This is a genomic window from Symbiobacterium terraclitae (assembly GCF_017874315.1).
GTDB classification, from domain to species: domain Bacteria; phylum Bacillota; class Sulfobacillia; order Symbiobacteriales; family Symbiobacteriaceae; genus Symbiobacterium; species Symbiobacterium terraclitae.
Window position 1 is genome coordinate 22,323 of record NZ_JAGGLG010000038.1, and the last position, 13,918, is coordinate 36,240.

The window sequence follows — 13,918 nt, forward strand, 5'->3', positions numbered from 1 at the left end:
TGTGGTGGGGGTGTGTACCCCCCCGAGGAGCAAACGCCGCGAAGGGCTCTAGCCCCAGGGGGAGGGGCTACAGCCCGAGTCGCCACGCGCAAGTCTGGCCGTCGGCGCATCAAGCTATGCGACTACCGGACCTGCGCACCGCGCACTGGTTCGGTCACGGCGCCGGCCAGGGCGGGCCGCGCCAGCCACGCCCGTGCGGCCAGCCAACCGGCCACGGCGGCCGACCCGAACCGGATCGCCAGCAGCAGGAGCCCGTCGGCGCCGACCGCGGAGAAGAGGATCGTCTCCTCCACCACGGCGTGGCAGATGCCGAGGAAGACGCACAGCACCGTCAGCTCGTTCCGGCTCAGCTGCCCTTCCCGGCCCGTCTGTATGAGGATGCCGGCGCCGTAGGTCAGCCCGATGCCCAGCCCGGCCGCCATCGGCAGGCTGGCGTCGGCGGGGAGCCGCAGGGGCCGCAGCACCGGGGCCATGTACCGCGCGGCGCGCGCCAGCACGCCGGAGTCCTTCAGCAACTGGATGGCGATGAAGAGGAGAACCAGCCACCAGAGCTGGGCGACTTCCAGCACGCCGGCGACGAACCCGTCCCAGATCCACGTCAACCAGGCCATGGGCACCCTCCTAGGGCAACAGCCAGTTGAGTAGGAGCGCGACGACCACCATGGCCGCGGTCCGGGCCGCCAGCACCCAGCCGGCGCGCGCCCCCGCCTTGGCCACCAGCGCCGTCTCCGAGATGGCGGCGTGGTTGATCATCATCATGGCGGCCACGATCGTCGTCTCCTTGGCGGAGAGGCCCAGGGCCACCACGACGCCCAGCCCGGCGTAGATCGAGGCCACGTTGGCCGAGACCAGCGCCAGCGCCGCCTCGCCGGGCAGGCCGAAGATCCCCATCAAGGGTCCCAGCCAGTCCGACAGGCGGGTGAGCCAGCCGCTCTGCTCCAGCACGTTGATGGCGACCATGGCCGGCACGATCACCTTACCGAGCTCCCACAGAACGCGGAGGCCGGCGCCCGTACCGCGCTTCACCGACGCCGCCAGATCCACCCGAGATCCCTCGCTCCCTACGCATTGTAGCGGTTCATCGCCATGAGGATGCCATCGGTCAGGAAGCACTCCACCGCCTCTACCGCCCGAGGCAGGACCCCTGCGACCGCAGCCGCGTCCTCCGGCCCGAAGGGCGCAAGCACCCAGTCGACCACCTGCCAGCCCGGCGCCGGACGGCCGATGCCGATCCGGAGCCGCGGAAACTCGGCGGTGCCCAACTCGGCGATGATCGACTTAACGCCGTTGTGCCCACCGGCGCTCCCCTTGGTGCGCAGCCGCAGGCGGCCCACCTCCAGGTCCAGGTCGTCGTAGAGCACCAGGATATCGGCAGGCGCGATGCGGAAGAACCGGGCGGCTTCGGCCACCGACCGTCCGCTCAGGTTCATGTAGGTCAGGGGTTTGAGCAGCAGCACCTTCTCCGCGTCGGGGCCCCAGCGCATCTCGCCGTAGATGCCCTGAAACCCGCTGCGGTCGATGCTCACACCGTGCTTGCGGGCAAAGGCGTCGAGCAGCATCCAGCCCACATTATGCCGGGTGGCAGCATAGCGGGCACCCGGGTTGCCGAGGCCGGCGATCAGTTTGGGCATTCTTCCCAATCTCCCTGTGTGCGCTTCAACACGCTTTACTTTACCACAGTTACCCAGCCCGCGGAAACGCCGAACCATGAGGAAACGGCACCCCGGCGGTCGGCCGGGATGCCGCAGGACGGCGCTGAATCAGAGCCGGGGCTCCTCCTCGAAGATCTTCGATACCGACAGGTCCTCGTGGATCCGGATGATGGCCTTGGCCAGCAGCGGCGCCACGGAGACAATCCGGATCTTGTCCTTCAGCCGCTCCTGATCGACCGGGATCGTGTCGGTGACGACGATCTCCTTGAAGGGGCTGGCCGACAGGCGCTCGTAGGCCGGGCCGCTGAAGACGGCGTGCGTGCACGCGGCGTAGACCTCGGTGGCCCCCCGGGCCAGCAGGGCCTCGGCCCCCTTGACGATCGTGCCGCCGGTGTCGATGAGGTCGTCCACCATGATGGCGGCCTTGCCCTCCACGTTGCCGATGATGTTCATCACCTCGGCCACGTTGGGCTCGGGGCGGCGCTTGTCGATGATGGCCAGCCCGACGCCCAGCCGCTCGGCCAGGTCGCGGGCGCGCGGCACGCCGCCGGTGTCGGGCGACACGACCACCGCGTTCTGCAGGCCCTTCTTGCGGAAGTAGTCGGCGATGAGCGGGCCCGCCTGCAGGTGGTCCACCGGCGTGTCGAAGAAGCCCTGGATCTGGGCTGCGTGCAGGTCGATGGTGAGCAGGCGGCGGAAGCCCGCCTGCGTGATGAGGTTGGCCACGAGCTTCGCGGTGATGGGCTCGCGCCCCCTGGCCTTGCGGTCCTGCCGCGCGTAGGGGAAGTGGGGCACCACCGCGGTGATCCGGCGGGCGCTGGCCCGCCGGAGGGCGTCGCCGATGACCAGGAGTTCCATCAGGTTCTCGTTGACCGGGTGGACGCCGGACTGGAGCACGAAGCAGTCTGTACCCCGGACCGACTCGTTGATGTCCACGCGAATCTCGCCGTTGGAGAACCGACCCACGTTCATGTTCCCCAGGCTGATCCCCATGTGCTCCACGATCGCCTTGGCCAGTGGGAGGTTTGCGTTTCCCGAGAAGATCTTCAGCTTTCGATCCGGGTACGGTACCACTGCTAGACGCCCTCCCTTTTTTCCTTCCGCGCGCGCCAGGCAGCTTTCAGTTTGGCCACGCGGCCCTCCTTCACGACCACCGGTGCCCGTTCCACGACGAGTGCATCGGCCGGGATCTCTACCCGGGGTCCAACCGTGGAGCCCGCCGCCACAAGTGCGCCGTCACCCACGGAAATGGGGGCGATCAGGTTGACGTTGGTGCCGATGAAGGCACCCTCGCCGATCTCGGTCCGGAACTTCTCGACGCCGTTGTAGTTGGCGGTGATGGTTCCGGCGCCGATGTTGGCCCGGGCGCCGATCGTCGCGTCCCCCAGGTAGGAATGGTGGTGGCACTTCACGCCGCGGCCGACCTTCGCCTTCTTGAGCTCGGCGTAGTTGCCGACCTCCACCTCACCCTCCAGCTCGCAGCCCGGGCGCAGGTGGGCCATCGGCCCGATCCGGCAGCCCGGACCGACGTATGACTCCTCCACCACCGACTGCTGCACCACGCACCCGTCGTCCACCGTGGAGGCGACGATGGTGGACATGGGACCGATCGTGCAGTTGCGCCCGATGCGCGTCCTGCCTTGGAGGAACGTAAACGGCCAGATGACGGTGTCGCGCCCGATCTCGACCTCGGCATCGATGTACGTGGCGTCGGGGTTGATGATGGTGACGCCCGCACGCATATGTCGCTCGTTGATCATGCGGCGCAGCTGAGCCTCAGCCCGGGCCCACTCGACCCGGTCGTTGGGCGCCAGCGCCTCGGCCTCCGTCGCAGCCAGCAGCGCCTGGACCTTCTCGCCCTCGCGCAGGAGGATCTCCCAGGCCTGCGGGAGGTAGTATTCACGCTGGGCGTTGTTGCGGTCGAGCCGGCCCAGCAGGGAGGTGAAGCCCTGCCGGCGGAAGATCACGATGCCCGGCCAGATCTCCCGGATCTGGCGCTGCTCCGGCGTCGCGTCTTTGTACTCGACGCTCCCCAGGAACGCGCCGGTCGCCGGGTCGCGCAGGATCCGGCCCAGCATCCCCGGATTGGAGACCTCGGCCGTGAGCAGCGTGGCCGCGGCCCCGGCATCAACGTGAGCGCGAATCAGCCGCTGAATCAACTCCGGCCCGATGAAGGGGTTGTCTCCGTACATGATGAGCACGTGACCACCCTCGGCCTCGTCGATCAGCGGCGCAGCCTGCTGCACTGCATGTCCCGTGCCCAGTTGCTCAGCCTGCACGGCGTAGCGCACGCTGTCACCCAGGTACGCGCGAATCCGCTCCTGCTGGTAGCCCACCACGAGGATGATATCATCCAGCCCGGCCCGGCGCACGTTGTCCACGATGTGGCCGATCATGGGCTTGCCGGCGATGGGATGCATCACCTTCACCAGATCAGATTTCATGCGCGTTCCGTTACCTGCGGCTAGCAGTACGGCGGTGACGTCCGACATGGGACTCCTCCCCCCGTCTTGGTCCGCAGCCATTATACCACAGCACAGGACCGATACAAGGGTAAAAGACCCGGCACAGAGAGTGCGCCGGGTCTTACCATCCTGACGTGTGCGTACGCATCCTAGCACGCTGCGGCCCCCACCGCCTCGAGCTCCGGCTCCACGCCGAACTCCACCGCCTCGGGCTCGGAACCGTTGCCTTCCAGTTCGGAAGCCCGGGCGGACGCCGCCTCCGCCTGCGCCGCGAACTCGTGGGCCCTGTTGCCGGCCAGAGCCCGGTACGCCCCCAGCACGGCCTGCTGGATGGCCTCCCGCATCTCGGCCGTGCACGGGTAGACGATGTCCTTGTACTGGCCGTCCTTGTTCTTGCGGCTGGGCATCGAGACGAAGAGGCCCTTCGAACCGGCCACGACCTTCAGGTCCGTCACGGTGAGCACCCCGTCGAACACCACGGTGCCGTACGCCTTGATCTTGCCCTCGCCCTCGAACTGGTGGATGCGGACGTTCGTGATCCTCATGCGTCAGTACCTCCTCACGAGATTGTGTGGAAGTACTTCTCTGTAATGCCATCTCTTTCCTCCCGAACAGGGCGAAAAAGACCGTGCAAATGTTCGCAAGGGGTTCCCCCTTCCACGACGGCGCAGGGGCACCCACTACGCGCGGCCGGCGCCGGGGCAGAGACCCCGGCGCCGGTGCGCTCCCCTATTCGGCCTTGGCCGCCTGCCCGGAGCGGGCCCGGAACTCGACGGCGGCTGCTCCCGCAACGGCCGCTCCTGCCGCCATGAGCAGAAGTGCGGCCCCCACGAGCGGGATGTGCAGCCAGAGCGGCAGGCTGCCGTGCAGCAGCGCCGCCGTAGCCGGCACCATCGCCAGCGAGACCACCGCGCCGCCGGCCATCACATTCCGGTACCACTCAGCCGGACGATTCAGCATCGCCATCCCTCCTCCCCGTCATCGCGCAAACGCTCAGACTCCCCTACCAGTCGCTGGGACGAAACGGCGGGATGATCGAGACGTGGTAGCCCTTCGCCTTCAGGGTGGCCAGGATCTCGTCCACATGGTGGGCGTTCCGGGTCTCCAGGGCGAGGTTGATCTCCACCTCGCCGATGGTCACCTTGTTGAGCCAGCGCTCATGGTGGACGTGGATCACGTTGGCGCCCGTCTGGGCCACGGTGGCCAGCAGCTCCTGCAGTCCGCCGGGCCGGTCGGGCACGAAGGTGGAGAGGCGGATGTACCGGCCCGCCTTCACCAGCCCGCGCTCGATGATCCGCGAAATGATGTTGACGTCGATGTTCCCGCCCGAGAGCACGACGCAGACCGGCCCCCGCAGGTCGGGGATCTTGTCGCCGAGGACGGCGGCCATTCCCACGGCACCGGCCCCCTCGACGATCACCTTGGCCCTCTCCAAGAGGTACAGGATCGACTGTGCGATCTCCTCCTCGTCTACCAGCACCACATCGTCGACGTGCTTCCGGATGATCTCCCAGCACAGCTTGCCCGGGTTCTTGATGGCAATGCCGTCGGCGATGGTGTGCACCGACTCCGTGGCGGTGAGTTCGCCGTGCTGGTGGCTGAGGAAGACCGCCGGGGCGCCGGCCGCCTGCACCCCGACGACCCGCACCTGCGGCCGCAGGGACTTCAGGGCCAGGGCGATCCCCGCCATCAGGCCGCCGCCGCCGATGGGCACCACGACGGTGGCCACGTCGGGCAGCTCCTCCAGGATCTCCAGGCCGATCGTCCCCTGGCCGGCGATGGTGTACGGGTCGTCGAAACCGTGGATGAAGGTGTAGCCGTGCGCGGCCTGGAGCTCCCGGGCCTTGGCGTAGGCGTCGTCGTACGTGGCGCCGTGGAGGACCACCTCGGCGCCGTAGCTCTGCGTCGCCTCGATCTTGGAGATGGGCGCCCCCTCCGGCATGCAGATCACGGCACGGATGCCGAGGCTGCCCGCCGCCAGGGCCACGCCCTGGGCGTGGTTGCCCGCCGAGGCGGCGATCACGCCCCGCGCCTTCTCTTCCTCGGTGAGTGCGTAGATCTTGTTCAGCGCCCCCCGCACCTTGAAGGAGCCGGCGCGCTGGAGGTTCTCGGCCTTGAGGTGGATGTCGAGCCCCAGGTGTGCGCTGATGCCGGGGCTCTGGAGCAGCGGCGTCTTCTTGATGAGGTGTGCGAGCAGATCCCTGGCTTTCTCGATGTCTGCAAGCGAAACCAAGCGAGCGTCACTCCTTCGGCGGGCGTTCGGACGGAACCACGTGCACCGCCCGCTCTTCTTCATCCACGTGTTCCAGGGTCAGCAGGGAAACGTACTGGTCCACCTGCTTCCGGGCCGGCTGTGCGGTGGTCACGAAGATCCCGACGCCCGCCACGCTGGCGCCCATCTCGCCTGCCACGTCGACCATGGCCCTGGCCGTCGTCCCGGCCTTCATGAAGTCGTCCACGATCAGCACCCGCGAGCCGCGCCGGAGGGCCCGAAGCCCTACGGTCATCGTGTGGATGCGCCGCGAGGAACCCGAAATATAGTGCAGCGTCACCGACGGCCCCTCCGTCACCCGGCCCTCGCGGCGGGCCATGACCATCGGCAGCCCCAGGGCCCGGGCGACCATCAGCGCCAGGGGGATTCCCTTGGTCTCCACCGTGAGGACCACGTCGGGCTCGGCGTCGATGAACCGCGCCGCCATGATGGCCCCGATGCGGGCGCTCCAGATCGGATGGGTGAGCAGGTCGGTCATGTAGACGAAGCCCCCGGGCAGGATCCGGCCCGGGTCGCTCAGCAGGCGGCAGAGTTCGAGCAGGGTCTCCTGCTCCTCCTCCCGGGAGGGCAGCGGCCAGTACTGCACCCCTCCCGCGGCGCCGGGGAGGGTGCGCAGGCGGCCGGATCCGTCCGCCTCCAGCGCCTCCTTGACCAGCGCCAGGTCCTCGGAGATCGTCGACTTGGCGGTGCCGAACCGCTCGGTGAACAGGCTGAGCGGCAGCAGCTCCCCGGGCCGTTCGGACAGCAGTTTCATGATGGCCACCAGCCGCTGGCTCCGGTTCATCCGGTCGATGTTCACCGCCCCCCGTCCGGCCTGCGCCGCAGGCCGCCTACTTCAAGACCGCACGCATCAGCTCCAGGTCGCTGGGTTTGTCCACGTCGATGCCCACCTCGGGCCAGGGGCAGATCACCACCGCGCCCTTGATGTCCAGCAGGCTCGAGACCTTCTCTTCCAGTTCTTTGAGGCTCAGGTTCCGCAGGAGCAGATAGCGCAGCGTGAAACCGAGGCCCAGGAGGCTGACCATCTTTGCCGGGCTTTTGCGGTAGTCGAGGAAAGCACGGATCTTCGGCTCCACCCGGTCCACGATGGCGGGGTTGACCAGGAAGATGTTGCCCCCGGTGAACGTTCCCTCCCGCAGCGTGACGTAGGTACGGGTCACGTTCGGGTAGCGCGCCTCGGCCACCTGCCGCTCGACGATCGGGTAGTAGAGGTCGGCCGGCCGCTGCCGGCAGAGGGCGATGAGTTCGTCGATGATCCGGCCCGTGACCAGGGGGACGTCGCTGCTGACCACGAGGAACTCCTCGTCCGCAGGCAGCACCTTGAGCGCCTCCAGCACGTTGTCGACGATGTGGCCCCGGCTGGGGACGAACTCGAGGTTCTTCCCGTGCACGTGCGGCTCCACCTCGCCCGGCGGCGCGACGATGACGATGCGCCCCACGGACCGCGCATCCTGCAGCGCGTCGATGACATACTGGATCATGGGCTTGCCGTTGATCTCGACGAGCGCCTCGTTCGGTGCTGAGCTCACTTCCCGCAGGGGCCCGCCGTTGGCGGCACCCGCCAGGACGATGACATTTACGGGCATGCCCGACCTCTCCCCACTGGTCTTGAATTCCACCCGAACGAAACAAGCAGTCTGCTTCTCGCTGTGCGGCACGAACTCCTGCAAGTCACCGCCGAGCGGAGGGAAGACGCCACCGCGCAGCGAACCTTATGAGGCGATTTCCTACCTAAGATGGGGGTTACATGTAGTTGTTGCGCCGTTTGTTATATTCCTGTAGCGCAGGAATCCTTATCCTCTCCTCGTCGGTGGTCCACGCAGCCGAGCCTCCGGTGCTGCGCGGCGATGCAATTCTCCTGATGGATGCGCGGACCGGGCAGGTGTTATACCAGGAGAACGGGTCCGCCCGGCTCTACCCGGCCTCGACCACCAAGTTGCTGACCGCCCTGGTGGCGGTGGAGCGCGGCGACCTCGACCAGGTGATCCGGGTCAGCCGGGACGCCGTGGACAAAGGGCCGGATTCCGCCACCTGCTCCATCAGCGAGGGCGACGAAGAGCCGCTGGAGTACCTCCTGTACGGGCTCCTGCTCCGATCGGGCAACGACTGCGCCGACGCCATCGCAGAAGGCGTGGCCGGCGGCGATCGTCAGCGCTTCATCGCCTGGATGAACGAGACGGCCCGTGAACTCGGCGCCACCGACAGCCGGTTTGCCAACCCGCACGGGCTCCACGACCCCGACCATTATACCACCGCAGCCGACCTGGCCGTCATCGCCAGGGCGGCCCTTTCCAACCCGGTCATCGCGCGCATCGCCGCAACCCAGTCCTTCGACTGGCCGGGCAAGGAGCAGAACGGCACCTACTACAATCTCCTGAACGACCTGCTGCAGAGCTACCCGCCCTTCGTCGCCGGCAAAACGGGCTTCACCGAGGAGGCCGGCTTTACGCTGGCCGGGCTGGCTGAGCAGGGGGATCGCTCGCTGATCGGCGTGACCATGGGCTACGAGAGCAGGGCCGAAGAGTTCGAAGACATGCGGGCACTCTTCGAGTTCGGGTTCTCGGAGTACCACCCGGTGGACGCCGTCGCGGCGGGCTCGGTCTGGGGCGAGGTGCCGGTCAGCGACGGGGAATCGCCCAGCGTACCGGCGCTGGCCGCGGCCTCCTTCTCCGTATCGGCCCGCGCCGGCGAGGCGGACGCGGGCGTGTCGCTGGTCCCCCGGCTGCCCGAGGCCGTCGAGGCTCCCGTGACCGCGGGGCAGGCCATCGGCGTGCTGGAGGTCATGTACGGCGACTCGCTGCTGGGCACGGTGCCGCTGGTCGCCGGCGAGGCGGTGGCGGCCCTCGCGCCCGCGCAGGCTGAGGGCGGCCGCACCGGGTGGCAGTTCGCCGGCATCATCGCCCGTGCGGTCGCCAGCGTGGCGGGCACGCTGGCCCTGGCCGTGCTGGTGCTCCGCACCGTCGTCCGCGCCGTGCGGCGCCGCCGCCGTCTTGGCGCACACGGCAGGAGCCGCCGGACCGTGGGGACGCGCGGCGTGATCAGCACCTATCGGACGCGCACGCCGCACTAGGCGGCGTCCGGACGAGCCAGGCCGCCCGCGCCAGCGGGCGGATCCGTTCCAGCAGGGCCGCGCCGGCGGCCTCGTCCGGCACGAGCCCCAGGACCGTCGGTCCCGCTCCGGACATCAGCGCGCCATACGCGCCGCCGGCCAGCATGGCCTCCTTGAGGAGGGCGATCTCCGGGTGCCGGGGCAGCATCACCTGCTCGAACACGTTGCACAGGCGCTGCGCGACGCCGGGGAGGTCCCCCGTCGCCAGCGCCTGCTCCATTGCCGCGGTGTCGGGGCGCGGCGAGACGGAGGGCAGCTGGTCGAAGAGCGCGTACACCCTGCCCGTCGACTTGGCCACGTCGGGCGTGGCGATCACCAGCCAGAGCGGCTCCGCGAGGCGGATGGGCGTGATCCGCTCACCGATCCCCTCGACCCTGGCCGGGCGGCTGTGGACGAAGAAGGGGACGTCTGACCCGAGCTGGAGGGCCAGGCGGACGAGCTCCTCGTCGCTGAGCCCCGTGCCCCACAGGCGGTTCAGGCCCACCAGCACGCCCGCCGCATCCGTGGAGCCGCCGGCCAGGCCGCCTGCCACCGGAATCGCCTTCCGCAGCGCAATCCGGGCGCCGCCCCGGTATCCCGTGGCGCGCTGCAGGAGCACCCCGGCCCGGTAGGCCAGGTTCTCCTCCACCCGGCCGGTGACGGCGGGATCGCTCTCCAGGGTGATGCCGTCGGGGGTCGGCTCGAGCACCAGCCTGTCGCTCAGCGAGATCGGCACCATGATGGTCCGGATGTAGTGGTACCCGTCCTCCGGGCGCCGGTCGAGGACGTCCAGCGTGAGGTTGACCTTCGCGCAGCACTGCAGTTCCAGCCGCGCCGCCGCAGCGGTGTGCATCCCCAGTTCCCTCCATACATCGACAGAGCCAGGGAATCTCCCTGGCTCTGATTTACATGCTGTTACCGGGACTGTGCCCCGAACTTGGTCTCCCGGCCGCCCGAAGGGCATACCACCAACTCCACGGCCTCCGTGAGCAGGTCGGCGTAACTGTAACTGACCCGCCGCACGCTGTCTGCCTCGGAGAGCCGGACGGTGAAGATGTTAGGGTATGTACCTTCCAATACCCCTTCGCGCTCGACGATCTTCTTGCGGCCCTTGTTGGCCTTCAGGCGGATCTTCTCCCCGACGTAAGCCTCAAGGTCACGCTTGATGTCGACCAAAACACTCCTGGAAGCCAACTGCCACCACACCTTCCCCGCTCAGTCGTCTGCTCCGCTGGCGAATAGCTTCACGAAGTCAGTATAGCAGAACTGGCGAGCGGGGTCAAGGAAAGTATCATTTTACTTTCCCCGGCACGTCCTTGTCAAGTACTTCTGGTGAATGCCGGAGCAGAGTGCCGGCGGCACCCTGCTACTTGGTGTAGCGGTCAGCGACTTTGGACGCTCCATAAGAGTTGGGTTTGATCTCGGCGTGGAAACCGCTGCCCACGATCATGCCCACAACGTCGCGGATCAGCTCCCGGGTCTCGCCCCGTTCGCCGATGTCGAGGTGGATCTCCACATCGAGGCCGGTCGTCCCGCTGCTGGCCAGGCTCTGCGCGAGCCGCTCGGCCGTGGTGAGCGACATGGCGGCCTCGTAGAAGATGCGCTGCCGCAGGCTCCGGATGCGGTGCTGCCGCCGCTTCCGGTAGTAGAACCGCGCCCCCTTGCCGCGGCGGTGCACGATGATCGCGGTGACGAAGCACAGCTCGGTCCGCGTGTGCGAGTCCGAGCCCACGATCAGCCGGTAGGAGCCGTCGGGCTCCTCGGCCATGAAGGCCAACAGGTCCTCGACAAGTTGATCGAAGGTCAGCGGTCCCTTTGTGGGGCTGTAGAATCTACCATCCTGCAAGCGCAATCCCCCCTTGACGATGCGGATGCGTACCACCCGACGGTGAGCCGCACACGCGGGCTCAGGCACCTTCGGCTGAGTACAGGTTCCGTGTCACAGCGGCAAACTCCTCCAGCGACAGGCTCTCCCCCCTGCGGCCCGGCTCGATGCCCGCGGCCAGCAGGGCCGCCTGCACGACATCCTTCGGGAACCCCAGGCTGGTCAGCGCGTTGGCGAGGCTCTTGCGCCGCTGCCCGAAGGCGGCCTTCACCACCCGGAAGAACGCCCGCTCGGGTGCGGCCACCGGCGGCTCCGTGCGCACCCGCATCCGGACCACCGCCGATTCCACCTCCGGCTGGGGCATGAACGAGGCCGGGCTCACCCGCATCACCACCGCCGGCTCCGTGTAGTACTGCACCGCCACGCTCAGGGCGCCGTAGTCTTTCCCGCCGGGCGGAGCGACCATCCGCTCGGCCACCTCGCGCTGCACCATCACCACGATGCTCTCCAGCGGCAGCCCTTCTTCCAGCAGGCGCATCACCAGCGGGGTCGTGACGTAGTAGGGCAGGTTGGCGACCACCTTGGCCTTCCGGCCGGGGGGCAAGCGCTCTGATAGCAGTTTATGTAAATCCACCCTGTTGGCGTCCCCGTGGACCACGTCAACGTTGGGGTAGGACGCCACCACCGTCTCCCTGAGTACCTCCACGAGCCCCCGGTCCAGCTCAATGCAGAGCACGCGCCCTGCGGCGGCGGCGAGGCGCTGCGTCAGGGTGCCCAGGCCGGGGCCGATCTCCAGCACCACGTCGTCCGGGGCAAGGGCGGCGGCAGCGAGGATGGCGTCGAGCACCCGCCCGTCGATCAGGAAGTTCTGCCCCAGACGGTGCTGGGGGCGGAGGCCGTGCCGGGCCATAATGGCCTTCAGCACGCCGGGGCTGGCCAGATCCATGGCTGATTCACTCCCATCTGAACTGCGAAAAGCCAGGGGCCGAAGGCTACCCCTGGCTGAGGCTCAGTCTTGCAGCACGTACACCTTGACCGGGCGCACGCCCCAGGCCAGCGCCTCATCCACCGTATCGAAGCAGAGGTCGATGCGGTTCCCCTTGATGGCGCCGCCGATGTCGGCCGCCAGGGCAAAGCCGTATCCCTCGACGTAGAGGCGGGTATAGAGCGGAATCACGTTCGGATCGACCGCCGCGATGCCCCTTGCGGCGGGTATTCCCGTGTAGGTTAACCCGCTGCCGCCCGGATTACTCTCGGGTCCCGCTGTGTAACCGGTGGCAACCAGTTCCAGCTCCTGCGTGTAGCGGATCTGCTGCCCGCCGCGGGAGACCACGCCGGCGGTGCCGTAGGCGACGATCTCAGGGGTCGGGTCCTCGATCACGGTCTCGGCCACCACATGGCTGGCGACCGCCTGGCCGTCCTCGTACAGCACCATGCGCTCCACGAGCTTCCGCCCGGGCGCGCCGGCCTGTACCAGCTCCGTGGCGCCCAGCGCAAGGCTGCCGTCGGCCCGCTCAAGGGTGCCGTACGGAACCTCCTCCGCGGCGGTCTCGATCCGCTCCGCACGCCGGGTGATCCTGACCTCCAGCCCGGCGGTGACCGGGGTGTCAGCAGGAACCGAGAGGGAGTCCAGCTCACCCAGGGTGATGAACTGCTCCTGCAGGAGCTCTGCGACGGTCTTCGCCGCGGTCTCCACGGACCTGACCCGGCCGCCGTCGATGATCGTCACGGCCGTGCGTTCCGCTTCGGATCCCGCCCGGTCGGCCGCAACCGCCGCAAGCGTTTCCGGCGCCTCCCCCGCAGCGGCAGACTGCCGGGGTGCCGTCGGTCCCCCCAGCGCTGCCGCCAGGATCAGTGCCGCCGCGACCCCCGCCACCAGGCGGCGCCGTACGTTCGTCAGTTGCATGCTCGACCCCCCTTGGGCAATCGCGTTCTCGGGATACGATACACGGAAGTTCGCCCTTCAGGCCTCCTACGCCTGCCAGGTGAGGCTGCCAAGTTCTTCAATGAGAAACGGCCTGCAAATGGCTGAGCCCGGTGATCACTGATCACCGGGCGACTGGCGTGCCTACCAGGATTCGAACCTGGGGCCTCTTGCTCCGGAGGCAAGCGCTCTATCCACTGAGCTATAGGCACAGATGAACTTGGTGCCGGCCTGCAGGCGCAGGGACTGAATTTCGGTGCGGTTATCGCCGCCCTCGAAGGGCGCCTTCGGCCGCACCTGCGGTGCCGGCCTGCAGGCGCCTAGAAAGACGTTTAGCGCTTTCGGAAGCGCCTGTCGGCGCTTCCTGCAAGCGCTGTGGTGACCCCAACGGGATTCGAACCCGTGCCGCCGCCGTGAAAGGGCGGTGTCCTAGGCCTCTAGACGATGGGGCCGGCTCTGGTGGGCGGTACTGGGATCGAACCAGTGACCCCTTGCGTGTGAAGCAAGTGCTCTCCCGCTGAGCTAACCGCCCATACATCCCGGCAGCGACCCCGAGGCGACGCAGTCGCCGGGGGGTCGCTTACCGCTGAAACTAGTTCGGGCAGCGACCTATTCTCCCCCTTGCGGAGTACCTTCGGCCCTGGAGGGCTTAACTTCCGTGTTCGGAATGGGAACGGGTGATCCCCTCCGGC

General features: G+C 68.1%; 15 protein-coding genes, 3 tRNA genes, 1 rRNA gene and 1 pseudogene. 1 reads left to right on the forward strand and 19 read right to left on the reverse strand.

Annotation, left to right across the window (positions count from 1 at the left end):
- Window positions 1-122: 122 nt before the first annotated feature.
- The 10 genes and pseudogenes from J2Z79_RS16470 to J2Z79_RS16515 form a co-directional block, all read right to left on the reverse strand.
- Entirely contained in the window at window positions 123-611 is a 489-nt protein-coding gene (locus J2Z79_RS16470; RefSeq protein WP_209467999.1) for a nucleoside recognition domain-containing protein, read from the reverse strand.
- A gap of 10 nt (window positions 612-621) precedes the next feature.
- Window positions 622-1,044 (reverse strand): nucleoside recognition domain-containing protein, encoded by a 423-nt coding sequence (locus J2Z79_RS16475; protein ID WP_209468000.1) that lies wholly within the window; start codon window positions 1,042-1,044, stop codon window positions 622-624.
- Window positions 1,045-1,061: 17 nt separating this feature from the next.
- Complete coding sequence (gene pth / locus J2Z79_RS16480; protein ID WP_209468001.1) at window positions 1,062-1,631, reverse strand: aminoacyl-tRNA hydrolase; 570 nt, start codon at window positions 1,629-1,631, stop codon at window positions 1,062-1,064.
- Window positions 1,632-1,760: 129 nt separating this feature from the next.
- Window positions 1,761-2,726: a ribose-phosphate diphosphokinase gene (locus J2Z79_RS16485; RefSeq protein WP_209468002.1), complete on the reverse strand. Its 966-nt coding sequence runs from the start codon at window positions 2,724-2,726 to the stop codon at window positions 1,761-1,763.
- Between the two features lie 2 nt (window positions 2,727-2,728).
- On the reverse strand, window positions 2,729-4,144 hold the full coding sequence (gene glmU / locus J2Z79_RS16490; RefSeq protein WP_209468003.1) for a bifunctional UDP-N-acetylglucosamine diphosphorylase/glucosamine-1-phosphate N-acetyltransferase GlmU: 1,416 nt from the start codon (window positions 4,142-4,144) through the stop codon (window positions 2,729-2,731).
- 278 nt (window positions 4,145-4,422) lie between these two features.
- Window positions 4,423-4,662 (reverse strand): annotated as a pseudogene (locus J2Z79_RS18660) (SpoVG family protein); the annotation flags it as partial.
- Window positions 4,663-4,846: 184 nt separating this feature from the next.
- The gene (locus J2Z79_RS16500) at window positions 4,847-5,077 is read right to left on the reverse strand and encodes a hypothetical protein (RefSeq protein WP_209468005.1); all 231 of its coding nucleotides are present in this window, start codon (window positions 5,075-5,077) and stop codon (window positions 4,847-4,849) included.
- Between the two features lie 43 nt (window positions 5,078-5,120).
- Window positions 5,121-6,350, reverse strand: coding sequence for a threonine ammonia-lyase (ilvA, locus tag J2Z79_RS16505; protein WP_245302905.1), 1,230 nt, complete (start codon window positions 6,348-6,350; stop codon window positions 5,121-5,123).
- A 7-nt stretch (window positions 6,351-6,357) separates the two neighbouring features.
- A complete protein-coding gene (gene purR, locus J2Z79_RS16510) occupies window positions 6,358-7,182 on the reverse strand; it encodes a pur operon repressor (RefSeq protein WP_342589524.1) in 825 nt (274 codons plus the stop codon).
- Window positions 7,183-7,219: 37 nt separating this feature from the next.
- A complete protein-coding gene (locus tag J2Z79_RS16515; protein ID WP_209468007.1) occupies window positions 7,220-7,975 on the reverse strand; it encodes a nucleotidyltransferase family protein in 756 nt (251 codons plus the stop codon).
- 224 nt (window positions 7,976-8,199) lie between these two features.
- Here J2Z79_RS16515 and J2Z79_RS16520 point away from each other — a divergent pair, with 224 nt between their 5' ends.
- The gene (locus J2Z79_RS16520; RefSeq protein ID WP_342589525.1) at window positions 8,200-9,459 is read left to right on the forward strand and encodes a D-alanyl-D-alanine carboxypeptidase family protein; all 1,260 of its coding nucleotides are present in this window, start codon (window positions 8,200-8,202) and stop codon (window positions 9,457-9,459) included.
- On the opposite strand, the gene ispE is transcribed toward J2Z79_RS16520, so the two are convergent.
- From ispE to rrf, 9 genes are all read right to left on the reverse strand, one after another.
- The gene (gene ispE / locus J2Z79_RS16525) at window positions 9,428-10,330 is read right to left on the reverse strand and encodes a 4-(cytidine 5'-diphospho)-2-C-methyl-D-erythritol kinase (RefSeq protein ID WP_209468009.1); all 903 of its coding nucleotides are present in this window, start codon (window positions 10,328-10,330) and stop codon (window positions 9,428-9,430) included. The genes J2Z79_RS16520 and ispE overlap by 32 nt on opposite strands.
- A 62-nt stretch (window positions 10,331-10,392) precedes the next feature.
- The gene (locus J2Z79_RS16530) at window positions 10,393-10,671 is read right to left on the reverse strand and encodes a Veg family protein (protein ID WP_209468010.1); all 279 of its coding nucleotides are present in this window, start codon (window positions 10,669-10,671) and stop codon (window positions 10,393-10,395) included.
- Window positions 10,672-10,843: 172 nt separating this feature from the next.
- A complete protein-coding gene (locus tag J2Z79_RS16535; protein WP_209468011.1) occupies window positions 10,844-11,323 on the reverse strand; it encodes a ribonuclease H-like YkuK family protein in 480 nt (159 codons plus the stop codon).
- A 61-nt stretch (window positions 11,324-11,384) separates the two neighbouring features.
- Window positions 11,385-12,248 carry a 16S rRNA (adenine(1518)-N(6)/adenine(1519)-N(6))-dimethyltransferase RsmA gene (rsmA, locus tag J2Z79_RS16540; protein WP_209468012.1) on the reverse strand — a complete coding sequence of 288 codons (864 nt, stop codon included), beginning with the start codon at window positions 12,246-12,248 and terminating at the stop codon, window positions 11,385-11,387.
- A gap of 63 nt (window positions 12,249-12,311) precedes the next feature.
- Window positions 12,312-13,208: a 3D domain-containing protein gene (locus tag J2Z79_RS16545; RefSeq protein WP_209468013.1), complete on the reverse strand. Its 897-nt coding sequence runs from the start codon at window positions 13,206-13,208 to the stop codon at window positions 12,312-12,314.
- A gap of 154 nt (window positions 13,209-13,362) precedes the next feature.
- Window positions 13,363-13,438: transfer RNA gene (locus tag J2Z79_RS16550), tRNA-Arg, on the reverse strand.
- Between the two features lie 164 nt (window positions 13,439-13,602).
- Window positions 13,603-13,678: transfer RNA gene (locus J2Z79_RS16555), tRNA-Glu, on the reverse strand.
- 5 nt (window positions 13,679-13,683) lie between these two features.
- Window positions 13,684-13,758 (reverse strand) — tRNA-Val (locus tag J2Z79_RS16560).
- Window positions 13,759-13,822: 64 nt separating this feature from the next.
- A 5S ribosomal RNA gene (gene rrf, locus J2Z79_RS16565) occupies window positions 13,823-13,918 on the reverse strand; the annotation flags it as partial.